Origin of the sequence: Mycobacterium sp. E3251, from assembly GCF_001666835.1 — a bacterium.
Taxonomy (GTDB): Bacteria; Actinomycetota; Actinomycetes; order Mycobacteriales; family Mycobacteriaceae; genus Mycobacterium.
This window is the reverse complement of record NZ_LZJF01000102.1, coordinates 1-25,663: the sequence shown is the minus strand read 5'-3', so window position 1 is coordinate 25,663 and position 25,663 is coordinate 1. Positions and strand designations below refer to the sequence as shown.

General features: G+C 64.2%; 28 protein-coding genes and 1 pseudogene. 18 read left to right on the top strand and 11 right to left on the bottom strand.

The window, feature by feature from the left end; genetic code table 11:
• Positions 1-452, bottom strand: a pseudogene (locus tag A5697_RS12870) (hydroxylase); the annotation flags it as partial.
• A 164-nt stretch (positions 453-616) separates the two neighbouring features.
• On the opposite strand from A5697_RS12870, the gene A5697_RS12865 reads away from it, so the two are divergent.
• Positions 617-1,057 (top strand): thioesterase family protein, encoded by a 441-nt coding sequence (locus A5697_RS12865; RefSeq protein WP_231972061.1) that lies wholly within the window; start codon positions 617-619, stop codon positions 1,055-1,057.
• Complete coding sequence (locus A5697_RS28410; protein ID WP_231972060.1) at positions 1,042-1,185, top strand: hypothetical protein; 144 nt, start codon at positions 1,042-1,044, stop codon at positions 1,183-1,185. Before A5697_RS12865 ends, A5697_RS28410 begins: the two co-directional genes overlap by 16 nt.
• 35 nt (positions 1,186-1,220) lie before the next feature.
• On the opposite strand, the gene A5697_RS12860 is transcribed toward A5697_RS28410, so the two are convergent.
• From A5697_RS12860 to A5697_RS12850, 3 genes are read right to left on the bottom strand one after another with little or no spacing between them, the layout of a single operon-like run.
• Positions 1,221-2,075 (bottom strand): SDR family oxidoreductase, encoded by an 855-nt coding sequence (locus A5697_RS12860; protein WP_068010758.1) that lies wholly within the window; start codon positions 2,073-2,075, stop codon positions 1,221-1,223.
• An 11-nt stretch (positions 2,076-2,086) separates the two neighbouring features.
• Positions 2,087-2,887 carry a mycofactocin-coupled SDR family oxidoreductase gene (locus tag A5697_RS12855; RefSeq protein WP_068010757.1) on the bottom strand — a complete coding sequence of 267 codons (801 nt, stop codon included), beginning with the start codon at positions 2,885-2,887 and terminating at the stop codon, positions 2,087-2,089.
• Positions 2,887-4,467 carry a flavin-containing monooxygenase gene (locus A5697_RS12850; RefSeq protein ID WP_369806114.1) on the bottom strand — a complete coding sequence of 527 codons (1,581 nt, stop codon included), beginning with the start codon at positions 4,465-4,467 and terminating at the stop codon, positions 2,887-2,889. Before A5697_RS12850 ends, A5697_RS12855 begins: the two co-directional genes overlap by 1 nt.
• A 177-nt stretch (positions 4,468-4,644) precedes the next feature.
• On the opposite strand from A5697_RS12850, the gene A5697_RS12845 reads away from it, so the two are divergent.
• Positions 4,645-4,962 carry a 2Fe-2S iron-sulfur cluster binding domain-containing protein gene (locus A5697_RS12845; protein ID WP_067748083.1) on the top strand — a complete coding sequence of 106 codons (318 nt, stop codon included), beginning with the start codon at positions 4,645-4,647 and terminating at the stop codon, positions 4,960-4,962.
• Positions 4,963-5,000: 38 nt separating this feature from the next.
• Positions 5,001-5,834, top strand: coding sequence for a mycofactocin-coupled SDR family oxidoreductase (locus A5697_RS12840; RefSeq protein ID WP_068010756.1), 834 nt, complete (start codon positions 5,001-5,003; stop codon positions 5,832-5,834).
• Positions 5,835-5,918: 84 nt separating this feature from the next.
• Here the strand turns inward: A5697_RS12840 and A5697_RS12835 are convergent, their stop codons facing one another.
• The 5 genes from A5697_RS12835 to A5697_RS12815 all read right to left on the bottom strand — a co-directional run bounded on the left by A5697_RS12835 (position 5,919) and on the right by A5697_RS12815 (position 10,615).
• Positions 5,919-6,821, bottom strand: coding sequence for an alpha/beta fold hydrolase (locus tag A5697_RS12835; RefSeq protein WP_068010753.1), 903 nt, complete (start codon positions 6,819-6,821; stop codon positions 5,919-5,921).
• A gap of 86 nt (positions 6,822-6,907) precedes the next feature.
• A complete protein-coding gene (dmpG, locus tag A5697_RS12830) occupies positions 6,908-8,032 on the bottom strand; it encodes a 4-hydroxy-2-oxovalerate aldolase (RefSeq protein ID WP_231972059.1) in 1,125 nt (374 codons plus the stop codon).
• Positions 8,029-8,949: an acetaldehyde dehydrogenase (acetylating) gene (locus A5697_RS12825; RefSeq protein ID WP_068010751.1), complete on the bottom strand. Its 921-nt coding sequence runs from the start codon at positions 8,947-8,949 to the stop codon at positions 8,029-8,031. The genes dmpG and A5697_RS12825 overlap by 4 nt, the downstream gene beginning before the upstream one ends.
• Before the next feature lie 12 nt (positions 8,950-8,961).
• Positions 8,962-9,747 carry a 2-keto-4-pentenoate hydratase gene (locus tag A5697_RS12820; RefSeq protein ID WP_068010749.1) on the bottom strand — a complete coding sequence of 262 codons (786 nt, stop codon included), beginning with the start codon at positions 9,745-9,747 and terminating at the stop codon, positions 8,962-8,964.
• Complete coding sequence (locus tag A5697_RS12815; RefSeq protein ID WP_068010768.1) at positions 9,740-10,615, bottom strand: enoyl-CoA hydratase; 876 nt, start codon at positions 10,613-10,615, stop codon at positions 9,740-9,742. Before A5697_RS12815 ends, A5697_RS12820 begins: the two co-directional genes overlap by 8 nt.
• A gap of 217 nt (positions 10,616-10,832) precedes the next feature.
• On the opposite strand from A5697_RS12815, the gene A5697_RS12810 reads away from it, so the two are divergent.
• Complete coding sequence (locus A5697_RS12810) at positions 10,833-11,270, top strand: SRPBCC family protein (RefSeq protein ID WP_068010748.1); 438 nt, start codon at positions 10,833-10,835, stop codon at positions 11,268-11,270.
• Positions 11,271-11,525: 255 nt separating this feature from the next.
• Here the strand turns inward: A5697_RS12810 and A5697_RS12805 are convergent, their stop codons facing one another.
• Positions 11,526-11,972: a hypothetical protein gene (locus A5697_RS12805; protein WP_369806113.1), complete on the bottom strand. Its 447-nt coding sequence runs from the start codon at positions 11,970-11,972 to the stop codon at positions 11,526-11,528.
• 81 nt (positions 11,973-12,053) lie between these two features.
• Positions 12,054-12,860, bottom strand: a complete 807-nt coding sequence (locus A5697_RS12800) for an SDR family NAD(P)-dependent oxidoreductase (protein ID WP_068010764.1) — start codon at positions 12,858-12,860, stop codon at positions 12,054-12,056.
• Between the two features lie 237 nt (positions 12,861-13,097).
• Here A5697_RS12800 and A5697_RS12795 point away from each other — a divergent pair, with 237 nt between their 5' ends.
• The 13 genes from A5697_RS12795 to A5697_RS12740 all read left to right on the top strand — a co-directional run bounded on the left by A5697_RS12795 (position 13,098) and on the right by A5697_RS12740 (position 25,459).
• Positions 13,098-13,946 (top strand): ABC transporter permease, encoded by an 849-nt coding sequence (locus tag A5697_RS12795; protein WP_067755514.1) that lies wholly within the window; start codon positions 13,098-13,100, stop codon positions 13,944-13,946.
• A gap of 7 nt (positions 13,947-13,953) precedes the next feature.
• Positions 13,954-14,799 carry an ABC transporter permease gene (locus A5697_RS12790; protein ID WP_067755511.1) on the top strand — a complete coding sequence of 282 codons (846 nt, stop codon included), beginning with the start codon at positions 13,954-13,956 and terminating at the stop codon, positions 14,797-14,799.
• A 13-nt stretch (positions 14,800-14,812) separates the two neighbouring features.
• Complete coding sequence (locus tag A5697_RS12785; protein ID WP_067755508.1) at positions 14,813-16,000, top strand: MCE family protein; 1,188 nt, start codon at positions 14,813-14,815, stop codon at positions 15,998-16,000.
• Complete coding sequence (locus A5697_RS12780; protein ID WP_068010747.1) at positions 15,997-17,022, top strand: MCE family protein; 1,026 nt, start codon at positions 15,997-15,999, stop codon at positions 17,020-17,022. The genes A5697_RS12785 and A5697_RS12780 overlap by 4 nt, the downstream gene beginning before the upstream one ends.
• The gene (locus tag A5697_RS12775; protein ID WP_068010762.1) at positions 17,022-18,101 is read left to right on the top strand and encodes an MCE family protein; all 1,080 of its coding nucleotides are present in this window, start codon (positions 17,022-17,024) and stop codon (positions 18,099-18,101) included. The genes A5697_RS12780 and A5697_RS12775 overlap by 1 nt, the downstream gene beginning before the upstream one ends.
• Complete coding sequence (locus A5697_RS12770) at positions 18,101-19,585, top strand: MCE family protein (protein WP_082953369.1); 1,485 nt, start codon at positions 18,101-18,103, stop codon at positions 19,583-19,585. The genes A5697_RS12775 and A5697_RS12770 overlap by 1 nt, the downstream gene beginning before the upstream one ends.
• The gene (locus A5697_RS12765; RefSeq protein WP_082953368.1) at positions 19,582-20,829 is read left to right on the top strand and encodes an MCE family protein; all 1,248 of its coding nucleotides are present in this window, start codon (positions 19,582-19,584) and stop codon (positions 20,827-20,829) included. The genes A5697_RS12770 and A5697_RS12765 overlap by 4 nt, the downstream gene beginning before the upstream one ends.
• Positions 20,829-22,418: an MCE family protein gene (locus A5697_RS12760; RefSeq protein WP_068010740.1), complete on the top strand. Its 1,590-nt coding sequence runs from the start codon at positions 20,829-20,831 to the stop codon at positions 22,416-22,418. Before A5697_RS12765 ends, A5697_RS12760 begins: the two co-directional genes overlap by 1 nt.
• Positions 22,415-22,936: a hypothetical protein gene (locus A5697_RS12755; protein ID WP_369806112.1), complete on the top strand. Its 522-nt coding sequence runs from the start codon at positions 22,415-22,417 to the stop codon at positions 22,934-22,936. The genes A5697_RS12760 and A5697_RS12755 overlap by 4 nt, the downstream gene beginning before the upstream one ends.
• Before the next feature lie 99 nt (positions 22,937-23,035).
• Positions 23,036-23,389 carry a hypothetical protein gene (locus A5697_RS28405; RefSeq protein WP_082953367.1) on the top strand — a complete coding sequence of 118 codons (354 nt, stop codon included), beginning with the start codon at positions 23,036-23,038 and terminating at the stop codon, positions 23,387-23,389.
• Positions 23,390-23,417: 28 nt separating this feature from the next.
• Positions 23,418-23,843: a hypothetical protein gene (locus A5697_RS12750; protein ID WP_068010760.1), complete on the top strand. Its 426-nt coding sequence runs from the start codon at positions 23,418-23,420 to the stop codon at positions 23,841-23,843.
• A 159-nt stretch (positions 23,844-24,002) separates the two neighbouring features.
• Positions 24,003-24,824 carry a hypothetical protein gene (locus tag A5697_RS12745; protein ID WP_068010735.1) on the top strand — a complete coding sequence of 274 codons (822 nt, stop codon included), beginning with the start codon at positions 24,003-24,005 and terminating at the stop codon, positions 24,822-24,824.
• Positions 24,821-25,459: a twin-arginine translocation pathway signal gene (locus A5697_RS12740; protein ID WP_156670114.1), complete on the top strand. Its 639-nt coding sequence runs from the start codon at positions 24,821-24,823 to the stop codon at positions 25,457-25,459. The genes A5697_RS12745 and A5697_RS12740 overlap by 4 nt, the downstream gene beginning before the upstream one ends.
• Positions 25,460-25,663 lie beyond the last annotated feature (204 nt).

Sequence of the window (25,663 nt, the reverse complement as noted above, 5' to 3'; positions counted from 1 at the left end):
CCCAGCATCGCGCCCAGGATGATCCAGTCGCAGTGGTCGGTGCCCGAGCTGAACTGCCAGCGGCCGTTGAAGATGTAGCCCCCGTCGACGGGCTTGGCCACCCCCTGCGGCGCGTACGGTGACGCCATCCACGTGTCGACGTCGTCGGCCCATACCTCGTTGGGCACTTTCGGGTCCGCGTACGCCAACTGATAGGGGTGCACGCCGACCACGCCGACGATCCAGCCGGCGGCCGGATCGAGTGCGGCGGTGGCCATCACGGTCTCGGCGAACTCGCGCGGGTGGACCTCAAGGCCGCCGTGGCTCTTGGGCTGCAGCAGCCGGATCAACCCGGCCGACTTCATCAGCTTCACGCTGTCGTCGGTCAGGCGGCCGATCCGCTCGGCCTCGGGGGCCTGGTCGCGCAACTGATCCGCCATCGCCACGACCCGGTCGAGTACCCGCTCGCTCATATCGTTGTCCTTTACGTCTGTGGGCGTAGTAATGATCTATTGAAGTCCGCGGCCCACTGGACGCTGTTCCCGGTCAGCGGACGCCGAGATAAGACGTGAGCTGTCGTCCGACATTCGGGACACACGGCAGCCAGGTCCCATCGATGGGCCTAGCGTCAGCGCCTTTGGACCAGGTTCAGGGAGCAGCATCTCGATGCGGCCATAATCAGCAGGCACCGACGCCGGAAGAGCAAAGCTTGCCGTCGGCTGCCCAAGTGGCCCAATTGCGCTGTGCCATCACACGGAATGTGTCCCGTGACTTCATCGATGGGAACGGCCACATGAACGTGTTGCATTATCTGGATTTCGGTTCGGCCGCCGCCGATGCGTTGGTGCGTGAACTCGGGATCGACGACGCCTATCGGGCTGATCGACAGCTCGGCCTCTTCACCGTCGAGCACCACCTGCGCTACTACAGCGAGCTGATCGAAGATGACACGGCCAATCTCTACGCCCGCGTCCTTGACCGCTCACCCAAGGTGGTGCACATGATGTCATTCGCCGTGGATCGTACCGGCAACGCCTATCGGCGACACTTGAGATGGTCCTCGTGCACGTCGATCTGACCCGCCGGCTGCCCGTGGCGATGCCGGTCGACATCGCCGCTGCTTTCGACGAGCACGTCAGGTACTCGTCGACCCTGGAGTGGGCCGCGCCCGTCTGCGGCGCGATGGGCGTGCGACGTCAACCATGAAACGGCCAGCGGCCCGGTGATTACCGCCGTCAAACCTATCGCCGGCGGCCAAACCTCAGCAACCGCCACATATACCGCGGCAGTTGCGGAGTCGGGACGCGGGCCGGCCAGTCGTCGGCGCGGAAGTAGGCATCAGACCCGCCGTCGACGAAAAGCACACTGCCGCAGAGAAAGGCGGCGGCATCCGACAACATGAACACCATCCAGTCCGCGAGGTGCGTGGGATCACCGAACCCACCGACCGGGACCGGGAACGCGCGGATGGCCCTGGCTTCACGCGGTGTGGCCAGCTGTCGCTCGAGCAGGGGGGTCATCACCGCGCCCGGAGCGATCGCGTTGAGCCGGATACCCGCACCCGCCCACGCCGGTGTCACTGCGGTCCGACGCACCCAGCGCGCCACCGCGATCTTCGATGCGCCGTAGGCCATCGAGGGGGCGGCCGATCGGAACACTCGTAGTGCACGCTCGGCCTTGTGGAGATCGCGGCCCAGTAACGCCCGCACGGCTCGCTGGGGCACCAACGGCATTGTCGTCGACGAATTACTGCCCACAACCACGACTTTCGCATCGCCGGCCGCCGCCAGTGCCGGGTGCCATGCCTCTAGGAGCTCGACCACACCTAAGAAGTTCACCGCCAGGATCCGGGCCGCGCTACCCGCGCCCGGGGTGGGGCCCACACCAGCGGCCAGCACGGCACCGTCGAGTCGACCGTCGCCGGTAGCGCACACGGCAGCGGCGGCCGTCCTGCGTCCGTCGGGAGTGGACAGATCCGCCACGACGTCAGCGTCCTGAATGTCGACGCCGATCACGCGGTGACCCGCGGCCAGCAGTTTGCGGACGACGGCTTGGCCCATGCCCGATGCCGACCCGGTGACGGCGTAGGTTCCCATCCGCGTCGCTGCTAGGCCTTGGCTAACAGGCCGGCATCGACCACGAGCTGGGTGCCGGTGATGTAGCGGGCGTGGTCGGAGGTCAGGAAAACCACGGCGTTGGCGACGTCTACCGGCTCCACCCACGGAACCGGGAGCAGGTGGCGAGCCGCGAGCGCTTCTGCAGCGTCGGCCGCCGTCGGGCTGGTCAGGTCAGGCCGAAGGCGTTTAAACGTCGCCTCGTTGAGCACCATCGAGGTCCCGACCGCTCCAGGATGAACAGTATTGACGCGAATGGCGCGCGGGCCCAGTTCGTTGGCCAGCGTGCGCGCCAACCCAACGACGGCATGCTTGCTCGCAGTGTAAGCAGCGGTGGTGGCCGTGCCGCGAAGACCGTTGGTGGAGCTGATAATCACGACGGACCCGCCGCCCTCGCCGAGGTGCGGGACGGCGGCTTTGACGGTGTGCCAGACGCCGGTCACGTTGACATCCAGGGTCTGCTGCCAGTCGTGGGTAGTGATCTCCCACGTCGGAGCCGACACCGTGTGGACGCCTGCGTTGGCTACGACGATGTCAAGGCGTCCCAGGTCGGCGACGGCGGCGCCCACCGCGCCGGTCAGTGCGCCCAAGTCGCTGACATCGGCCAGCCCCGTCACCGCGCGTCGGCCGCGCTGCGCCACCGCGGCGGCGGTCTGTTCGAGGTCTTCTGCTGCCGCCGGCACGTCCACCGCGATGACGTCGGCGCCTTCGTCTGCGAATCGCTCGCACAGGGCGCGCCCGGTGCCGCGCCCAGCGCCTGTCACCAGCGCCACACGACCCGACAGGCTCGACATCAGGGCGCCTTGGTCAGCGAAAACCCTTTGTACCCAGCCTCGGCGACTTCATTGCAGATGTCGAGGTAGGTCCCAAACCCGCCGAGGAACAGCATGAACACCCGCGGCTTGCCAGGCACGTTGGCGCCCATGTACCAGGAGTCGGCCTTGGTGAACAGGGTGGCCTCGGCTCGGCGCGCGCATTCGGCGACCCAGTTGTCCACCGCATCGGGAGTCGCCTCGATCGCCGTGTAGCCGTGATCGTCGAGATATCTGATCGAGTCGGCGATCCAATTCACATTCGCCTCGGCGTGCAGCACCATGTTGGCCAGCACCGCCGGCGCGCCGGGGCCGCACACGACGAACAAGTTGGGAAAGCCGTCAGTGCTCAGACCCAAGTAGGTTCGCGGCCCATTGCTCCAGTCATCGCGCAGCCGTTTACCGCCCCGGCCGACGATGTCGATTCTGGCCAATGCCCCTGTCATCGCGTCAAATCCGGTAGCCAACACGATCATGTCCAGGTCGTAATGGGCGTTGCTGGTGTTGACGCCGGTGGCATCGACAGATTCGATCGGCGTGTCTCGCACACTGATCAGTGTCACGTTGGGGCGGTTGAATGTCTGAAAGTAGTTGCTGTCGGTACAGATCCGCTTGGTGCCGATCGGGTGATCCGTGGGGATCAGCAGTTCGGCCAGCGCGGGGTCATCAATGATGGCCCGCACTTTCTCCTCATAGAACTTGCGCGCCTCCTCGTTGGCGTCCGGGTCGATCATCTGGTCGGAGAAGGTTTTGGAGAACAGCACCCCGCCGAGATCCCAGCGTTTTTCGAACGCCGCGCGCCGCTCTTCGGGGCTGGCTTGCATCGTCAGTTTCGGATGGGCGATGTGCGGTGAGCCGCCGCCGCTGCGCCATGATAAGCGCCTGCGTTCGGCGTAATTGGCCTTGACCCGGGCCCGGTCTTCGTCGGTGAGAGGCCGATTGCCGGCGGGGACACTGTAATTCGGGGTGCGCTGAAAGACGTAGAGTTGCGCGGCTTGTTCCGCGATGATCGGGATCGACTGAATGCCCGAAGATCCCGTCCCGATGACCGCGACGCGCTTACCGGTGAAGTCGACCGTTTCGTGTGGCCATGCCGCGGTGTGGTAGATCTCGCCGGTGAAACGGTCGAGGCCGGCAAAAGGTGGGGTCATCGCCGCGGACAATGGGCCCGTCGCCATCACACAGAACCGCGCGCTCACTCGTTGCCCGGTATCGGTGGTCACCGTCCACCGCAACCGCTGCTCGTCGAGAACCGCCGACGTGACACGGGTGTTGAAGACGATGTCGCGGCGCAGATCCAACCTGTCGGCCACCCAGTTGATGTAGCGCAGGATCTCCTCTTGGGTGGCGTACTTTTCCGACCAGTCCCACTCCTGTTGCAGGTCATCGGAGAACGAATAGCAGTAGTCGACGCTCTCGACGTCGCAGCGGGCGCCCGGATACCGGTTGAAATACCAGGTGCCACCCACGTCGGGACCGGCCTCGAACACCTTGACCGTCAACCCGTCGGCGCGCAGCTTGTGCAGGGCGTAAAGCCCGGCAAAGCCGGCACCTACGACCACCACGTCGATGCCCTGGTCCAACCCGTCGTTCGTGCTACTGGTCACGAACAGCGACGGTAGGGTCGCTGCGCCCGGAATCGCAGGAGACGTCCCGGTGACTGGACGCCGGGATGGCGACCTCCCGTCCATCGGAATCCGACCACGACATCACGGACCAATGTGGCAAGGATCGGCCGCATGGCAGATGTCGAAGAACAAGGCGCCGCCCTGTGCACCGATGCCGCGGTGGCCACCGTAGACGTCGAGTTGGACGGTGCTCTCCATCGACTGCAATGGCGCCGCGACCAGACCCTGGTCGAGATGATGCTTGACGCCGGGATCAATGTGCCGCATTCGTGCCGAGAAGGGCATTGCGGCTCCTGCGTGGCGACCTTGATTTCCGGGGAGGTGGATATGGCCGGTGGAGATGTGCTGGGACCCGAAGACCGCGCCGACGGTTTGATCCTCGGGTGTCAAGCCCGGCCAGTGACCGACAACATCCACATTGAGTTCTAGGCGCATGAACGGCGTGCCGACATGACAGAGGTTGCGACGTGACCGGCAGGGTCGCTGGGAAGGTGGCCCTGATCACGGGCGCGGCGCGGGGAATCGGGCGTGCGCAGGCGGTGCGGTTAGCCCAGGAGGGCGCCGATATCGTGGCCCTTGACGTGTGCGCTCCCGTTGACACAGTGGTGGTTCCGCACAGCACAGTCGACGACCTGGAGCACACCGCCGCCCAAGTGCGCGATACCGGCGCCAAAATACATACCGAGATCGTCGACGTGCGCGATGTCGACGGCGTCCAGGCGGCCACCGATCGCGGTGTGCGACGGCTGGGAAGATTGGACGTGGTGTGTGCTACCGCTGGGATCACTTCGCGTGCACTGGCGCTGGACCTCACCGAGGCGGCCTGGCGGACTATGTTGGATGTCAACCTCACCGGTGTGTGGCACACGTGTCGGGCCGCTGCGCCGCACCTGATTGCGCAAGGTGGGGGTGCGATCGTCCTGACCAATTCGATCGCAGGCCTTCGCGGATTGGTGGGCGTCGCCCATTACACCGCGGCTAAGCACGGCGTGGTCGGCCTGATGCAGAGCCTGGCCAAAGAACTTGCGCCGCAGAATGTCCGAGTCAATTGCGTCCATCCGACCAATGTGGACACTCCACTGATTCAAAACGACGCAGTGCGCAGCGCGTTTCGTCCCGAACTCGACAGGGCGCCGACGCGTGCCGAGTTCGCCGAAGCGGCCCTTCGCATGAACATGCTCGCGGTGCCGTGGGTCGAACCGGTCGATGTCGCCAACGCCGCTTTGTTTCTCGCTTCCGACGAGGCGCGCTATATCACCGCGGTCACGCTGCCCGTCGACGCTGGTGCGACTCAACGATAGGGAGGGCGCGACATGAAAGAACTGTCCGCTGGCTTTCTTTCCCTTTGTCACGCTGGATAATCCGGAGCCGCATCTGCACCGCCGTTACACCGAATGGGCATCATGCTGCCGTGAGAGGAACGCCAGCACGGTGCTTTCGAAGGCTTGCTTCGCTTCGATCATCGCCCAGTGCCCGGACTTGGGAAATATGTGAAGTTCGGCGTCTTGGATGGTGCGCATCGGAATCAGCGCCATATCCGGTGGACTCACTCGGTCGTCGCGACCCCATGTAAGCAGCGTGGGGACGGTCAACTTGTGCAGGATTGCCCACGGCATCGGGTTTTCGGACGCGGCCATCGCGGCGTTCATCGCGGCAAACGCCGCTTTGCCGTACATGCGGCGCGCCGCGGCCAGGGTGTCCGGATCGGTGGCCAATTGCCAGCGTTCCTCGACCAGTTCGTCAGTGATCAGGGACTGGTCGTACACCATCGATTTGAGCCAGTCGACCAGGCGCTGCCGAGTCGGGTCTTCGACGAACTCCTGCAACAGCCGGATGCCCTCACTCGGGCTGGGGCTGAAGATGTTGATGCCGATCCCGCCGATCGTGACCAGACGGTCGACACGATCGGGGTTGTGGATAGCGAAGTTGATGCCCACACCCCCGCCCATCGAGTTTCCGACGATGTGTGCCTTTTCGACGCCCAGCGCATCCAGGAACGGCGATACGGTGCCAAATGCCATGACCATTGGGTGGCCGCCGAAGTCATCGCTGACGCCGAAACCGGGAAATTCCAGGATGATGCAGCGGAAGTGCTCGGCGAAGGTGGGCAGGATGCCGCGGAAGTTGCGCCATCCGGTGACCCCGGGACCCGAGCCATGCAAAAACAGCAGCGGCTGCGCCGCCGTGGCCTCCGGGCCAGTGTCGTAGTAGCGCAAAATCCCTTGCGGTAGCAGGGTTTCGCGTACGTCTTGCTCGCCTAGGAAGACCTTTTCGGAAGTGTCTGCCACGGTGTCAGCCTGCCACGGCGTTGCGGGTGGCACGCCGCGGTGTTCCGCTGACCGGGTGGTGTTATGACTGGCGCTGGGTAGCACCGTCACGGCGGACTGTGGTCCGACGACGCGGTCGGCGACACCTGTTGCTGCACAGCCGACTTGCCGTCCACCAGGTGCCTCACGCCGCTCTCTTGCTCGCGCTTGATCTCGAGTGCGATGTCGATGAGTTGGTCTTCTTGGCCGCCGATGAGTTTGCGTTGACCGGCGCGGTGTAGTAGCTGGTGGGCGGGCACGCCGTAGCGCTCGGACTGGCGGATGGCGTGCTTGAGGAAGCTCGAGTACACCCCGGAGTAGCCCATGATCAGCGCATTGCGGTCCAGCAGGCACTCGGCGGGCATGGCCGGTGCGACCACCTCTTCGGCGGCGTCGGCGATGTCGAAGAAGTCGATACCCGTCTTCACGCCGATCTTGTCGAACACCCCGATGAGCGCCTCGACGGGCGCGTTGCCCGCGCCGGCGCCGAATCGGCGACACGAGCCGTCGATCTGTTTGGCGCCCGCCCGAACGGCCTCCACGCTGTTGGCCACTCCGAGCCCGAGGTTCTCGTGCCCGTGGAAGCCGACCTGGGCGTCATCGCCGAGCTCGGCGACCAGCGCGGCCACCCGGTCGCGCACCCCCTCGAGAACCAGCGCGCCGGCCGAGTCCACCACGTAGACGCACTGGCAGCCCGCGTCGGCCATGATGCGGGCCTGGGCGGCGAGCTTTTCCGGCGAGATGGTGTGGCTCATCATCAGGAAGCCGACGGTTTCCAGGCCGAGTTCGCGAGCCAGGCCGAAGTGCTGAATGGACACGTCGGCCTCGGTGCAGTGGGTGGCGATCCGGCAGATCGAGCCGCCGTTGTTCTGGGCCTCCTTGATGTCCTCTTTGGTGCCGACCCCGGGCAGCATCAAAAAGGCTATCTTGGCTTCGGTGGCCGTCTGCGCGGCCAGCTTGATCAGCTCCTGCTCGGGGGTTTTGGAGAACCCGTAGTTGAAGCTGGACCCGCCCAGCCCGTCGCCGTGGGTGACCTCGATGACCGGCACCCCCGCGGTGTCCAGGGCGGCCACGATGGCACCCACCTCTTCTTTGGTGAATTGGTGGCGCTTGTGGTGCGAGCCGTCCCGCAGCGACGTGTCGGTCAGCCGTACGTCCCAGATCGGGTTGAAGAAAATGTCGTGTGTGCTCATGCTTGCGCTCCCGGCGCTGTCGCGGATAGGGATTCCTTCGCGATTTCCTCGCCGACCTTGGTGGCCGCGGCGGTCATGATGTCCAGGTTGCCCGCGTACGGGGGCAGGTAATCGCCTGCGCCCTCGACCTCGACGAACGTGGTCACCACCGCCTGCCCACCGGAGTTGATCGACGGCTCGTCGAACTGCGGCTCGTTGAGCAGCCGGTAGCCGGGCACGTAGGTCTGCACCTCGGCCACGACGTCGTGGATGGATTTGGCGATCGCGTCGCGGTCGGCGTCCTCGGGGATGGCGCAGAAGATGGTGTCGCGCATGATCATCGGCGGGTCTGCGGGGTTGAGGATGATGATCGCCTTGCCACGCTTGGCGCCGCCGATGGTTTCCACACCCTTGCTGGTGGTCTTGGTGAACTCGTCGATGTTGGCCCGCGTGCCGGGTCCGGCCGAGACCGACGCCACCGACGCGACGATCTCAGCGTAGGGCACCTCCACCACCCGGCTCACCGCGTAGACGATCGGGATGGTGGCCTGCCCGCCGCAGGTGATCATGTTGACGTTCGGCGCATCCAGGTGCTGGCGCAGGTTGGCCGGCGGGATCACCGCCGGGCCGACGGCGGCCGGGGTCAAATCGATGGCCCGAATCCCCGCGGCCGCATACTTCGGCGCCGCGTCCCGGTGCACATACGCACTCGTCGCCTCGAACACCAGGTCGGGCTTCTCCGACTGGGCCAGCAACCAGTCCACACCCTCGTGCGTGGTCTCCAAACCCAGCTTGCGGGCCCGCGCCAAACCCTCACTGTCGGGGTCGATGCCCACCATCCAGCGCGGCTCCAGCCACTCCGACCGCAGCAACTTGTAGAGCAGGTCAGTACTGATGTTTCCCGACCCGACAATGGCCACACTCGCCTTAGCCGGCATCTGACGCTCCTCTTATTCGAACGACAAACGAACAGAACCCAAGCCGGTGAACTCGGCCACGAACTCGTCGCCGGCGTGCGCGTCGATCGCGCGCGTGCAGGACCCCGGAAGGACCAAGTCGCCTTTGCGTAACCGCACGCCGAAGGCCTCCACCTTGCGGGCCAGCCAGGCCACCGCGGTAAGGGGGTTGCCGAGCACCGCGTCGGTGCGGCCCTTGGCGACGACCTCACCGTTGCAGCTGAGCACCGCATCAATCCCTTTGATGTCGACGTCGTCCGGGGAGACGCGCGCCTTGCCCAGCACGAAGCCCGCCGACGACGCGTTGTCGGCGATGGTGTCGCACAACTCGATTTTCCAGTCGGTGATCCGGGTGTCGATCAACTCGATCGACGGCACGATCGCCTCGGTGGCCGCCAGCACGTCGTCCTCGGTGCACTCGGCTCCCGGCAGGTCGGCATTCAGGATGAAACCGACCTCCACCTCGACCCGCGGCCACAGGTAGTGGCTCGCCTTCACCGGCGTGTCTTCGGACAATTGCATCTCGTCCAGCAAATGCCCGTAGTCCGGCTCGTCGACCCCCATCATCTGCTGGATCGCCTTCGACGACAGGCCCACCTTGTGCCCCAGCACCCGAGCTCCCTCGGCCACCCGCTGACGAATGTTGATCAGCTGGATCTCATAGGCGTCGACGACGTCGATCTCCGGATGAACGGCGGTCAGCGGAGCGATCGGTGAGCGGCTCCGCCCAGCCTGCGCCAACTGGACAGCTAGCTGGTGGTGTAATTCCCTGCTAAGCATGAGAATTGGTTCCCTCAGCATTTGCAGGTGAAGTCATTGCCTTGGCGTCCATCCCGCCGAGTGGGCCGGTCCCGATCTCGGCGTTATGGGCATGTGCGAAGTGGTGAAGACCGAAGACGGCGTCCATGCCATTGCGTAATCCCATGTGGTCTTCGCAGTGGTTGACCGCCCGCTTGGCCAGGGCGAGACCGAATTGGGGCATCGTCGCGATACGCGTTGCAAGGCCGAAGGTTTCATCGCGTAGCTGCGGCCGTGCGACGACTCGATTGACCATACCGATTTCGTAGGCGCGCTGCGCGCTGAACCTCTCACCTGTGTACAAGATCTCCTTGGCAAACCGGGGTCCGAGCACCCAAGGGTGTGCGAAATATTCGACGCCCGGAATGCCCATGCGCACAACGGGATCGCTGAAGAAGGCATCATCGGCGGCCACGATCAGGTCACAGGCCCAGGCAAGCATCAGACCACCGGCCACACACGCGCCTTGCACCATCGCGATAGTGGGCTTCGGGATTTCGCGCCACCTCCGGCACATCCCAAGATAGACCTCTGTTTCCCGCGCAAAACGTTGGTCGCCGCCTGGCTTGTCGACGTGGTCCCACCACAACACCGCCCGATTCTCATAGCGCACGTTGTGGTCACGTTCGGGGGTGCCGATATCGTGACCGGCGCTGAAGTGCTCGCCGGCACCCGCCAACACGATCACCTTGATGTCGTCATCGTCCACTGCGCGCCTAAACGCTGCATCCAGTGCGTAGGTCATCGCCGAGTTCTGCGCATTGCGGTAACGCGGACGGTTCATGGTGACCACAGCGACTCCGGAGGTCACTGCATAGGTGACCACTTCGTCTACATCTGGCGTGTCCATGTTGATGCCTTCCGTCATCACGCATTCCGGTTCTGACCATCATCAGCGCAGTCGACCCGCAGGCAGTAGTCGGTTTCCATACACTGGGAGTCATCTCGATCACAGCTGGTGGGATGCGTGCCGGCAATCCGTGCGGCGCCGCCACGTTACTCAGCGCATCCCGACTGTCGGGATTACCGATCCGGTACATGCGCCGTTTCCGCGTAGCGTCAACGCTATGCGCTTCTCGTTGCGCTTTGAGCGGACATGTGCCGCGCCAGCGCAGATCGTTTACGACCTGCTCACTGATGTCACGCGGTGGCCTGAGTGGCTAGGCGGTGTGCGGGCCGCGGTCTGGGAGTACCCCGGAACGGCCAACTCCCGTACCGGGGCGATACGTCGAATCACCATGAGCGGCTTGACTATGCGCGAAAAAATTCTGATCGCTGACCGCCCCTACCACCACGCCTATACCATCCTCTCGGGAATCCCCGTCACCGATCACCGCGCCGATGTTCATATATCCACTACGTCTCGCGGATCTCACATCGTATGGAAGGCAACGTTTCGCCCCCGCATCCCGGTCACGGGGCCGCTGATCTGGCTCATGCTGCGCGCGAGCATGCCCACGATGGTGACCGCTCTCGCCCGGGGAGCCGAAGCGCAGCCGACGTAGCCACCGTGCCGGTGAGCATGGATTGCAACCGGTCTCGTCTACAGGATCAAGATGGCCCAAAGCCATTTACCGTCAGCCTCCTTGGTCATTACACGCGGCCCGATGACGGGCTGGGTTTGGTGCCCCGCGTGGTGGCCGGAGCCAGGCCGTTGTCTTCGCATCGCCGATCACCGCCACCCACACGTGCGGGCGGGTGACCGAAAGTCGTTGATGTTAGCCACTCGCCGTGCAGGGGAGAAGGTTAGGCTGCGCGATCTACATGCGGACCAGGGTGAACGGGTACGTGTAGGTTCCCGCCGGTGACCCGTTACAACCCGAGGAAAACGAGGAGTCCAACGTTCCAGCAAGCGCGGACGCATCCCATGCGTAGACGTCGTGCGTGGGTATCACGGGGCCGTGGTAGATGTCACCACAGCGCAGACCGTCGGGAACGTCGACACTCAAGGTATAGCGGCCATCGGCGAACCGAGCGCTGCCGTTGTACTCGAATGCCCTGGCTACCGGTTGGGGTATCGCGCTCACGCTGACACAGTCACCGCTGCACGAGGAAATCGCCCAGATCCAGGTATGGAAGTCGTACCTGCCGGTGATCAAAAGCTGGTAATTGCCGGTTCGCATCTCCGCGTGGGCCACGGGCACGAGCCCGAAGGCCGCCGCCGCCAGGCAGATACCCAGTATGAGCGCCTTCAAAGTTCGCTCCATTCTGTTTGGGCCGAGGATCAGACGACATGCCGTTACCCACCGCAATGGCGGACTGCCCTCGGCGGGGCCGCTGGTCGCGGCTCACATATGCGAGCCGCCGTCCACACGGACTTCGGTGCCGGTGATGAAATAGGCGTCGGGACAGCCCAGCATGGCTACTACGGCGGCTACAGCGTCTGGTCTGGCGAAGATCGCGCCGTCAGCCAGTGGAAGTACGGGCTGAACCTTGCCGAACAAGGAAAAGTCGACGTCAGCGGGTAGGCCCGGACCTACGCTCTGCTTCGATTCTCCTGTGCCATCAGTCATTCCGGAGGAAATTGACCCCGGCTGCACCGAGTTGAACCGGATTCCCTCTTTGCTGAACTCCATGGCCAACGCATGTGTCATCGACTGAATTCCGCCCTTGGATGCGGCGTAGGCGGACATATACGGGTGAGCAAAGGCCGCCGAGGTGGAGCTGAAGTTGACCACGGCTGGACCGACGCCCTCGCGTAGGGCCGGGATCGCCTCGCGGGTCATCAGGAAGGTGCCGACCAGGTTGATACGGAGTACCTGCTCAAAATCGGCCACGGTGGTGTCCAGGAAATGGGCCGAGCGCAGAATCCCCGCCGCGTTGACCAACGTGTCGAGACCTCCCAGCGCCGCGAGCGCCCGGCCGACACCGTCGCGGACGGACTGCTCGTCGCCGACGTCCAACGTCACCGTGGCGAGCCGGTCCGCGTACGTGTCGGCCTTGGCCACCGTGTCCTTCAACCCGGGCTCGCTGATGTCGGCGGCCACAACTCGTCCGCCTTCCTCCAGCACGCGCAGCACGGTTGCTTGTCCAATGCCCGAGCCACCCCCGCTGATCAAGACGCGGCGATTCGCATATCTCTGAGGACTGTTCACAACGGGGATGGTGCTCCGCGGAATCGGCAATGTCAGCCGCATGTCCCGGTGGGTGGTCCTCTCCTAGGCGGGGAGGGCCCGGTATGGACCCGGTTCGGGTGCCCTCGCATGGGATCCGCAGCGATGGATAGGCGTCCCGGTAAGCGGGACATCGTGTGGTTCACGTCTCACCCGACTGGGAGGGTTCTGCTCGACGCAGCTCGGACCGATGTGGTGCAGGGCGTGACCCGAGCTGCGATGTCTGGTGTCGACGAGGTGAAGGAGCCACAGCCGGTGATCACGAAGGCGCCCGACCGTTGGTCGCCGGGGCTTTCGTCGTTTGGCGCCAAGCTGGCTGGGCCCATGCAGGCCATCGGGGGACTGGCCGCGATGGCGGCCGATGCGGCGAAGTTCGCTGTCCGCAGGCCGTTTCAGGGACGAGAGTTCCTGGATCAGTCGTGGTTTGTCGCACGCGTCTCGCTGATGCCCACGCTGCTGGTAGCCATTCCATTTACCGTGCTGGTCAGCTTCACGCTCAATATCCTGCTGCGCGAACTGGGTGCGGCCGACCTTTCGGGGGCGGGTGCAGCCTTCGGGGCGGTCACCCAGGTCGGTCCCCTGGTCACGGTGCTGATCGTGGCGGGCGCCGGCGCCACGGCGATGTGCGCCGATCTGGGCTCGCGCACCATCCGTGAAGAGATCGACGCGTTGGAAGTGTTGGGAATCAATCCCGTTCAACGATTGGTCACCCCGCGCATGCTGGCATCGGGACTGGTGGCACTGCTGCTCAACAGCGTCGTCTGCATCATCGGCATCCTGGGCGGCTACACGTTCTCGGTGTTCGTCCAGGACGTCAACCCGGGTGCATTCGCGGCGGGCATCACCCTGCTGACCGGGGTGCCCGAATTGATCATTTCCTCGGTCAAAGCGCTGTTGTTCGGTCTCATCGCCGGCCTGGTGGCCTGCTACCGCGGGCTGACGATCACCGGTGGCGGCGCCAAAGCTGTGGGCAACGCCGTCAACGAGACGGTGGTATACGCGTTCATGTCGCTGTTTGTCATCAACGTCGTGGTGACGGCTATCGGCATCCAGATGACGGCGAAGTAGGCAGACGGTGACGCTGCGAGCGGCATATCCGGGTCTGGCCCGAGAAATCAACAGACCGATCAGCGCGCTGACCGGCATCGGTGACCACGTCGCGTTCTACGGGAAGGCGATCGCCGGGGCCCCGTTTGCGGCCACCCGCTACCGGCGAGAGATCATCCGCTTGATCGCCGAAATCAGCATGGGCGCTGGCACCTTGGCGATGATCGGCGGGACAGTGGTCATCGTCGGATTTCTCACCTTGGCGACGGGTGGGACGCTGGCCATCCAGGGATACAGCTCGCTGGGCAACATTGGCATCGAGGCGTTGACCGGCTTTTTGGCCGCGTTCATCAACGTCCGTATCTCGGCGCCGATTGTCGCCGGCATCGGCTTGGCGGCCACCTTCGGCGCCGGCGTGACCGCCCAACTGGGCGCCATGCGCATCAATGAGGAAATCGATGCGCTCGAAAGTATGGGGATCCGGCCCGTTTCCTACCTAGTGAGCACACGGATCGTCGCCGGTATGCTGGCGATCACGCCGCTGTACTCGATCGCGGTCATCTTGTCGTTCGTGGCCAGCCAATTCACCACCGTGGTCGTGCTGGGGCAATCCGGTGGGCTCTATGGTCACTACTTCTCGACGTTTCTGAACCCAACCGACCTATTGTGGTCATTTCTGCAGGCGATCCTGATGGCCTTGGCCATCCTGTTCACCCACACCTACTACGGCTACTTCGCCAGCGGGGGACCCTCGGGTGTCGGGGTCGCGGTGGGCACTGCGGTGCGCACTTCCCTGATCATCATCGTGTCGGTCACCCTGCTGGTTTCGCTGGCCATTTACGGCGCCAACGGCAACTTCAACTTGTCGGGCTAGGGGAAGAAAGCTGATGTGGAACAACACTGTTCGCCCCTTGCTGGGTCTGGCCACCGTCGGTGTGATCGGCGCGATCGTCGCTGCCACCATCGTGTTGTTCGAAGGCGGTGCCATCGAATCGGTGCCGGTCACGGTGCTATCGCCCCGGGCGGGACTGGTGATGAACCCGGACGCCAAGGTGAAGCTGCATGGTGCACAAGTGGGCAAGGTCTCCTCGATCGACAACCTGCCCGACGGCCGGGCCGCGATTCACCTGGCGATCAATCCCTCCTGGCTGAATCTGATTCCCGCCAATACCGGCGTCGACATCGAATCAACGACCGTCTTCGGGTCGAAATTCGTGCAACTCATCCCACCGCCCGATCCCTCCCCCCAGTCGCTGAAGGCGGGCCAAATCCTTGACTCTGAGCATGTCACCGTCGAAATCGACACCGTGTTCGAGCAATTGGTGTCGGTGTTGTCGCAGATCGAACCGGAAAAGCTCAATGAGACCCTTGGCGCTCTCGCGCAAGCGTTCAGCGGCCGCGGTGACAAACTCGGCCACACCCTGGCCGATCTGGACGCCCTGTTGACCAAGATCGACCCGAGCCTGACCTCCCTGAGGCACGAACTCTCGGTGGCCCCACAGGTGCTCAACGCCTACGCCGACGTGGCCCCCGAACTGGTTAAGACGGTTCAAAACGCGACCCGGTTGAGCGACACCGTGGTCGACCGGCAGCGTGATCTCGACACCGCGCTCATCAGCGCGATTGCGCTGGCCGACATCGGAAACGACGTGCTGGCGGACAACGCGCAGGCGTTCACCGCCGTCCTTCATCTGCTGGTCCCCACCACGAACCTGACCAACAAATACAACCAAGCCATCACCTGCGCGCTGGCCGGCCTCAAGCCGCTGGCCACCGGTCCGCCCCTGCCCGTACCGGGTGTCCTGTTGCTGGATTCGTTTCTGCTGGGCACCGAACGTTACCGGTACCCGCAGAACCTCCCCAAGGTCGCGGCGACGGGCGGTCCGCAATGCATGGGCCTACCAGACGTGGGCTTCGGGCACCGCCCGCCCTACCTGGTCACCGACATTGACGCCAACCAGGCGCAGTACGGAAACCAGGGAATCCTGTTGAACTCCAATCGCCTTAAGCAATGGCTGTTCGGGCCGATCGACGGGCCGCCGCGCAACACCCCACAGATCGGGATGCCGGGATGACGGGCTCGGTCGGGACGACCGTCAAGTTCGGGCTGTTCGCGGTGGTGACCATTGTGCTGACGGCTGCCCTGTTCGCCATCCTTGGCCAGTACCGCACAGGTTCGACATATGGCTATTCCGCGGTGTTGAGCGATGCCTCCAGCCTTAAGGCCGGTGATTCGGTGCGTGCCGCCGGGATCCGGGTCGGCACGGTCAATCATGTTGCGCTGCAATCGAATAACACCGTGCTGGTGAGTTTCGACGCGAACCGCGAGGTCAGGCTCACTACCAGCACGCGAGTCGCGGTGCGTTACCTCAACCTGGTCGGGGATCGCTACCTTGACCTGCTCGACGCGCCCGGTTCTGCCGGGATTCAGCCGCCTGGATCGCGGATTCCGATAAACCGCACCGAGCCGGCGCTGGACCTCGATTTGTTGTTGGGTGGGCTCAAACCGGTGATTCAGGGGCTCAACCCTCAATCGGTGAATGCGCTGACCAACTCGTTGATCCAGATTCTGCAAGGCAGCAGCGGCGATGCGGAGTCGTTGTTCGCCAAGACCTCGTCCTTCTCCAACGCCCTGGCCGACAACGGGCAAGTGGTGCAGCAGTTGATCGACAATCTCAACGAGGTGGTCGCCACGGTGGCCAAGGACGGCGGCAAATTCTCGGCGACGGTCGGACGCCTCGAGCGGCTCATCACGGAGTTGTCGGCTGACCGTGATCCGATAGGCGACGCCATCACCGCGCTCGACAAGGGAACCGCGTCATTGGCCGACCTGCTTACCCAGGCCCGTCCGCCGCTGGCCGGTACCGTCGACCAACTCAATCGGCTGGCTCCGTTGCTCGACAATGACAAGGCGCGGCTGGACCTCGCTTTGCAGAAAGCCCCCGAAAACTACCGCAAACTCGTGCGGTTGGGTGCCTACGGAAGTTTCATCAACCAGTACCTGTGTGGCATCTCCATTCGCGTCACCGACCTTCAGGGCCGCACGGCCGTCTTCCCGTGGATCACCCAAAACACCGGACGATGCGGGGAACCCTGATGCTGAAATATCGCGGCACACAACTCATCCGGGCCGGCTTCATCGCGTTCGTGCTGATCGTGCTAGTCATCATCATCGGCCTGCACCCCCAACAGCTGTGGTCGATGGCTACCTCCATCCGGTACCAGGCGCTGTTCACCGAGGCCGGAGGCCTAACTGCAGGCAACGACGTCCGAGTGTCGGGCGTGAAAATGGGAACGGTCTCCGACGTCACGCTCAGCCATGGCAAAGCATTGGTGACCTTTAGCCTCGACGCCAAGGTGCACCTGGGATCGAGCACGACAGCCCACATCAGGACGGGCACCCTGCTGGGTGCGCGGATGCTGGCCTTAGAGCCCGCAGGCGCCGGCAGCATGCACTCCTCCGATGTCATCCCGGTACATCGGACGACATCGCCATACTCCCTGACCGACGCCGTCAGCGACTTCACCGCCAACACCGCCGCCACCGACACCGGCGCGCTCAACGCATCCTTGGACACATTGGCCGAAACGATCGAGCGGATCACACCACGACTGGGGCCCACGTTCGACGGCCTGAGCAGACTGTCGCAATCGTTGAACAGCAGGAATGAATCGCTGGCCCATCTTCTCAAAAGCGCCGCCGATGTCACCGGCATCCTGTCGGAACGCAGCCAGCAGGTCAACACCATGTTGCTCAATGCCAACGACCTGCTCGGAGTCCTGAATCAGCGTCGTTACTCGATCGTCAACCTGCTGGCCAACACCTCGGCGCTGGCCCAGCAACTCTCGGGCATGGTGGCGGACAACGAAAAAGAACTCGCGCCGACACTGGCCAAACTCAACTCGGTCACCGCGATGCTGGAAAAGAACCGCGATAACATCGCCAAGGCGATCGTCGGATTAGCCAAATACCAAGTAACCCAGGGCGAATCGGTCAACAACGGCTTTTATTACAACGCATTCGTCGGCAATCTGATCCCGGCGCAGGCCCTGCAACCGTTCCTGGACTACGCGTTCGGATTCCGGCGGGGCGTCAATGCGGGTCAACCACCCGACAATGCCGGACCGCGCGCGGAATTCCCCTGGCCGCACAACGGCATTCCCGGAGGACGATGATGGCGACCGGGGTGAACAAGGCGTGGTACACCAAGGCGCTGCTGGTGACATTGGTGGGACTTATCGCTGCGGGAACGGCTTTCGTGGTACATGCAGAGGTCTTCGGGCCCAAGATGATTACCGCATATTTCAGCTCCGCGACCGCCATCTACCCCGGCGACGAGGTACGCGTGGTGGGGGTCAAGGTGGGCACCATCAAGTCCATCGAACCCCAAGGGACGCAGGCCAAGATGACACTGGCCGTCGACCGTGATGTGCCGATCCCGGCCGACGCCAAGGCCGTGATCGTGGCACAGAACCTGGTGGCGGCCCGGTATGTGCAGCTGACCCCGGCTTACGAAGCCACGGGAACCGGCGGTCCGACGATGGCCGATGGGGCGGTGATCGGCGTGGATCGAACCGCGGTACCCGTCGAGTGGGATCAGGTCAAAACGCAACTGATGCGGCTGGCCAGCGAATTGGGTCCCGCAAGCGGCGTTTCCACCAGTTCGCTCGGGCACTTTATCGACAGCGCGGCCAATGCCATGGACGGCAACGGCGACAAGCTTCGGCGGACGATCACCGAGCTGTCTCAGGTCGGGCGCATCCTCGCCGGCGGTAGCGGCAACATCGTCGACATCATCAAGAATCTTCAGATCTTCGTTACCGCCCTGCGCGACAGCAACGTCCAGATCGTCGAATTCCAGGACCGCCTCGCAACGGTGAGCAGCGTCGTGGACGGCAACCGGTCAGACTTGGATGCCGCGCTGACCAACCTATCCTCGGCGGTCGGTGAGGTGCGCCGATTCATCGCCGGAAGCCGAGACCAGACCGCAGAACAAATTCAACGACTGGCCAACGTGACGAAAAACCTGGCCGACAACCGCATGGCGGTGGAAAACCTTCTGCACGTGGCGCCCAACGCAATCGCCAACGGCTACAACATCTATAGCCCGGACTCCGGAACGGCACGGGGAGCCTTCGCCATGTCGAACTTCGCCAATCCGGTGGCACTGGTGTGCTCGGCGATCGGCGCGGTGAAGAATGCCACCGCGGCCGAGACGGCGAAGCTGTGCGCCCAATACTTGGGCCCGGCACTGCGTTTGATCAACTTCAACTACCTACCGATCCCGTTCAACGCCTATCTGGCCAAATCGCCGAGCCCGGACAACCTCGTCTATTCGGATCCGAACCTGATGCCCGGCGGGCCGGGCGGAGTCCCCCCCATCCCAACCGATCCACCCGCAGTGTCGGCCTACACCGGCGCGGGCGACATACCACCCCCTCCGGGATGGGAATTGCCGCCGGGTCCCCCGGGGATCTACGCCCCTAACGGATTACCCGCTGACCCTTCGCCGGCGCTGTTCCCCCGTGCGCCAATCCCACCGGGAGTGCCCCGGCCGGCCCCAGCGGCCCCCGGCCCGGCCAGCCTGCAGGACATGCTGCTGCCGGCTGGTCCGCAACCACCGCTGCCGACCGCATCCCAGCCCGGAGGCACACCGTGACCGGATCGCGATCAACGCGGCGTCTCGCAGCGATCGCGTCATGGGTGGTGTTGACGGCAACCGGATGCGCTTTCGATGGCCTCAATTCACTGCCTCTACCTGGCACTGTCGGACGAGGCCAGGACGCGGTGACTTACCACGTCCAAATCGCTAATGTCGGTACGCTGGAATCTAATTCGCCGGTGATGATCAACGACGTCGTCGTTGGCAGCGTGGGCAAGATGACGCTGCGCGATTGGCATGCCGACGTGGATATCTCGGTGCGTCCAGACGCCGTGGTGCCGGCCAACGCTCTCGCCAGGATCGGCCAGACAAGCCTGTTGGGCTCGATGCACCTGGAACTGAACCCCCCACCGGGCGTGCCCGCGGCCGGCAGGCTCGCACCCGGGGCGACCATCGGTCTGCAACGCTCCTCGACCTATCCGTCCACTGAGCAGACCCTGTCCTCGCTGTCAGTTGTCGTCAACGGCGGGGGACTGGGCAAGGTCGGAGGCCTCATCAACGAGTTCAACGCGGCACTGGGCGGGCGCGAGGACAAGATCCGCGATCTGCTGACGCATTTGAACGACTTCGTCGGTGTTTTGGATTCCCAGCGTGACAACATCAACGCATCCATCACGGCATTGAACGCCCTGGCCGGCACCCTTGCCGGACAAAGCGGTGTCATAACCGCAGCGCTGCAACGGATTCCGCCCGCACTGGACGTTCTGATCAAAGAGCGGCCAAGGATCACGACCGCGCTGGATAAATTCCGGGTGTTCAGCAACACGGCCACCGGATTGATCAACGCCACGCACGACGATCTGGTCGCCAACCTTAAAAATCTGGAGCCGACCGTGCGCGCACTCGCCGACGTCGGCCCGAGCCTCGACACCGTCCTGGCCTTCGCGCCGGCCTATCCCTACCCGCAGAACTTCATCGACCGCGCGATCCGGGGCGACTATTTGAACGAGTTCATCACTTTCGACTTCACGATCCCGCGGCTCAAGAGGGGACTGTTGCTGGGCACACGATGGGGGCAGGAGGGAGCCACGCTGGTGCCCGCCCCGGGAGACCCCTGGTATGCCACCTTCACCAAGGACCCGCTCAACGCGCCCCTCACGGCCCCGCCGAACGCGGTGGCCACGCCGCCCATGGCCGGTCCGCCAACGCCGGCCGGCGCCCCGGTGACCACCCAGCAGCTCAGCCAGCCACCGATCCCGGCGCCGACCGATTTCGTGCCACAGGATGTGGGGGACCGCTGATGTTGACGCGCTTCGTCCGAATTCAGCTGACCATCTTCACCATCGCGTCGGTCATCGGGATGACCGTGATGATCGTCGAATACCTGCAAGTGCCCACCCTGCTCGGCGTCGGCCGCATGCGGGTCACGCTGCAATTGTCGGGCACCGGCGGACTTTACCGGTTTTCCAACGTGACCTATCGAGGAGTGGAGGTTGGAAAAGTCACCGACGTGCGGCCCACCCGCGCCGGCGCCGAGGCCACACTGTCGTTGAACACCAGCCCGCAAATCCCGGCGGATCTGCGCGCGGAGGTGCTCAGCGTGTCGGCGGTCGGAGAGCAATATGTGGACCTGCAGCCAGCGACGGCGGCAGGACCTTACCTACATGACGGCTCCATCATCCCCGCGGCACACACCTCGATCCCACAGGCCGTCGGACCGATGCTGGATCAAGTCAGCACGCTGATCAACAGCGTCCCGAAGACCAAGATCAGCGGCCTGCTCGACGAAACGTTCAAGGCCTTCAACGGATCCGGGTACGACGTCGGGTCGCTGCTGGACTCCTCGTCACAACTCGTCGGCGACGCCAACACCAACGCCGAGCGGTCACGCACCCTCATCGACGACAGCCGGCCCCTGCTCGACGGCCAGGCGCAATCGGGCGGCGCCATCCGCACGTGGGCACGCAGCCTCGCCGGCATCAGCCAACAACTCGTCACCGACGACCACCAGACACGGACGCTGCTGCACGGGGCGCCAGGGGCCGCCGATGAGGCGTCACGCCTGTTCAATCAGGTCAAGCCGACGCTGCCAATGCTCTTGGCGAACCTCACCACGCTGGGCCAGGTCGGTGTCACCTATCACCCCTCCCTCGAGCAGCTGCTGGTGTTGCTGCCGCCCACCATCGCCGCCACTCAGTCCTACGGCGCACCCAAGAACAATCCCACCGGATACTCCCTGGGCGACTTCACCCTTACCATCGGCGACCCGCCCGCATGCACGGTAGGGTTCTTGCCGCCGTCGTCGTGGCGGTCACCAGAGGACACGACGGTGATCGACACTCCCGACGGGCTGTACTGCAAACTGCCGCAGGATTCACCCATCGGGGTACGCGGCGCCCGGAACTACCCGTGCATGGGCCATCCCGGCAAGCGCGCGCCCACGGTCGAAATCTGCAACAGCGACAAACCTTTCGAGCCGTTGGCGATCCGCCAACACGTCCTGGGTCCCTACCCCCTCGATCCGAACCTCGTCGCGCAGGGCGTCCCGCCCGATGACCGCGTCAGCTTCGGTGACCAAATCTTCGGACCACTCGAGGGCACCCCGCCGCCGGGACCGCTGCCGCCAGCGGCCGGCCCCACGCAAGCGCCTCCGCCAGAGTCCCCGCCGCCCGCCCCGGCCGCAGCGCCGCCACCTGACGGTTCCGAGGGGCCCGCCCCGGCTGCCGCGCCGAGTGCATACACACCTCGGCGGTCCGGCCCATCGGTTGCCGTCGCAACCTATGACCCACGAACCGGCCGGTACGCCACCCCCGACGGCACCGTGTATCGCCAATCGGACCTGGTCCCCCGCGCCGGTATGCGGTCCTGGAAAGATCTCTTCCCGACATGAGCGGCAGCTCACGCCGACGTTCTCGGACCGCAACCCTCCTAGGTGCCTTCGTGATCACGTCGCTGGGCACTGCGCCCCCCGGCAGCGCGGCCGGCGACTGGGGCCTGAACGGCACCTACACCGCGACATCCAACGGGGAGTGGGCCAAGACCAACGAGATCTTTCACAACGAGGCCAGCATCCGAAGTATCTGGACGATCAACACCACCTGCAGCTATCCCACCGAATGCACCGGCACGGTAGTCAGCGACTGGGGTTGGCGCGCCCCGATTTATCAAACCGGCGGTGTGTGGTTCGTCAAGCACATTGTCGACAACTGGCAGCCCTGCCCGGATGGAACCGCGGCTCAGGGATTCCAGGTCTTCAGGTTCGCCCCCACCAACCCCGACGGAGATGCCGTCGATCCAGCCTCGCCCGTTCTCACCGGCGCCGACGAGACGACCGGCGTCAGCGGCGCCTGCGGGCGAAGTAAGACATGGTTCATCAGCATGCCGTTCAAGCTGGTCAAGACGCGGTGAGGGCCGAGAATGAAACCATCCATCACCTCGCAGCATTCGGGTCGTCTCGCAGACCTACGCCTCAAAAGACGCGCGACGCGAGCGATCCTGCCCGTGGCCATGGCGGTGACGGCCCTCCTGGCGTGCACACCCGTCCACGGGTGGGCCGAACCGTCCGCGTGTGACAACCCATCCTGCGTCCCGGGTATCACCGGAGGTGTCGTGCTCGGCGCGCCGTGCCCGGATACCACCCATTTCGTGTTCGGCACTACCTCGTGGGGCCGGTTGGTCTTCTGCGGATCTCCGCGGCGTTATGAACCCCGGTACTTCCGTTCCCCCTCGATGTGGGGAATTAAGGACGAGAACTCCAACTGCGAGGGCCTCGAAAACTCGGTCGCACAAGCCCCCGATGGCTTGTTCCTCACATGCCTGTCTGTCGACGGTGCACCCCGCTGGGTTCGTGGCGACACCTAAATCACCCCATATGCCGGTGGCGAACAATATGCTCGGGCGTTCCGCGCAGTCCCTAGCCGGGCTGGCGGTTGCAATCCTCGTTGCGACGGCCGCATCCGCGACGCCCGTTGCCCGTGCTGACGAGCCGGTGCTGCACCACGTCACCTACACCGTCACCGCGCAGCGCCGCGTCACCGCAGACATCTACTTCCGGGACGCCGATCCGCCCGGCTGGGCCGAATACAGCCACGACCCGTACCAATTCAGCCCTAAGGTCGAGGCCGACGTGGGGCCAGCCACACGGTGGACCCGGGACGTCTGGTTGGCAGCTCCCGATGAATGGGCCATGGTCGTCGCCACCAGCGGGATGTCGCCGGCCACGCCGGACTTTCACTGCGAACTCGCCATAGACGGGGCAGTCGTGGCCACCAACAACGGCGTCAAAGGCGCATTGTGTTCGGTGCGCCACTGGTAATTCGGTGCTCGGCAGGCGCCGAGGTGAATGCTCACTCAGCGGGAACTGCAGTCCAAGACTGCGCCGCACGACGCTACCTTGTGCGCTACTAGCCGCTTGTATCAACCAATCGCCCGGCCAGCTTCGCTCGCACGCGGCGGAAACGGAGAGAGCACGGCAATGCCCGCCGCCAGTTCGTTCCCGAAACGGGACGCGAGTCCTCTCGATGTCACCTCCGAGCGGCCCGTCGATGCTCAGCTTCTCGAGGCAGCGGAGGCAGAAGCTGCCGAAGCCGAAGCGCTCGCCGCCGCTGCCCGGGCCCGCGTCCAGTCCATGCGGCAACGCCAACAGACAGAAGCAACCGACACCGCATCGGCAGAAATCGCTGAGACCCCAGCCGACGATGCGTCGGCAACTCCCGCGGATGACGTCACCGATCGGGACATCACCGATGCCACTGAACTGCCCGATCAAGGCGGCAAGGCACCCCGGCGGCAGAGAAAGACATACTTCCACCGCCCGAAACGAACCACGATGGTCGCGTCCGTCGGGATGCTCTGCACCGCAGCGCTTCTCGTCGCAAGTGCTGTCATGGTCCGACACCACAATCAGCTGCTAGACAAGCAACAGCGTGCCGCGGAATTCACAGCGGCCGCACGACAAGTCGTGGTCACCCTGATGTCGATTAGCGCGGACAGCGCCAAAGACGACGTACAGCGCATCATCGACAGCTCGACCGGGCAGTTCAGAGATGACTTCCGCGGCGCGGCCGCGGAGTTCGTCAAAGCCGCTCAGACTGCGAAGGTCTCGGCCAAGACGACCGTGCAAGCCGCGTGCCTGGAATCCATGACCGAGGACACCGCAGTCGTGGCCGTTGCCGCCAGCTCCACGCTCTCCAATACCACCGGCGCCCCCGAGCAGCCGCGTTCCTGGCGGCTCAGCGTCAAACTGGCCCGAGACGGCGGGAAAATCAAGATGTCAAGCATGGAGTTCATCCCATGACCATCGGGCAGCTCGAAAACGACAACCTCACCAACGTTGAACTCGCCCTCGCAGGGGCCAGTGACGACCAGCGCGACGACACTACCGGTGACGATCAAAGGACGACCGCAGACGCCGCCAGCGAGACGCGCCGCACTCGGATACGAACCGCACTATCGCACTGGCCGCTACTCATCATCGGTCTGCTGTTGGTAGCGGCCGCCGCCGCAACCGCCACACTGTACTTCGGCCAATATCGACACGACCAGCAGACCAACGACGCTGCGGCAAAGGCGGTGATCGGTGCCGCAACCGAGGGGACCGTCGCGCTGCTGTCCTACACACCCGACAAACTGGAAAGCGACCTGGCCGGTGCAAAGTCACACCTGACCGGTGACTTCTTGACGTACTACGGCAAATTTGCCGACCAAATCGTGGCGCCCGCAGCCAAGCAGAAAGCCGTCAATACCCAAGCAGCGGTCAAGCGCGCGGTCATCAGCGAGCTGCACCCAGAAACGGCCAGGGTGCTGGTCTTCCTCGATCAGACCACAACGAGCAAGGATCAACCTGAGCCGGTCCAGACCGCCAGCAGCGTCATGGTCAGCTTGATCAAAGTCCATGGCGCATGGCTTATCTCGGCGTTCGATCCCATCTAGAACTGCCCTGGCTCCGGGACGGGGTTGAATCCGCCGAACGAAACATTCATCATGCATAGTTATCGGCCACGAGACAATGACCGGTGTCGCATTCTCATTGAGGAGATGATTGATGGCCACCCCTGAGACCCCGTCCCGCTACACTGTCATTTCTGCGGATACCCACGCCGGCGCCGACCTCCTCGAATACAAGCCGTACCTCCC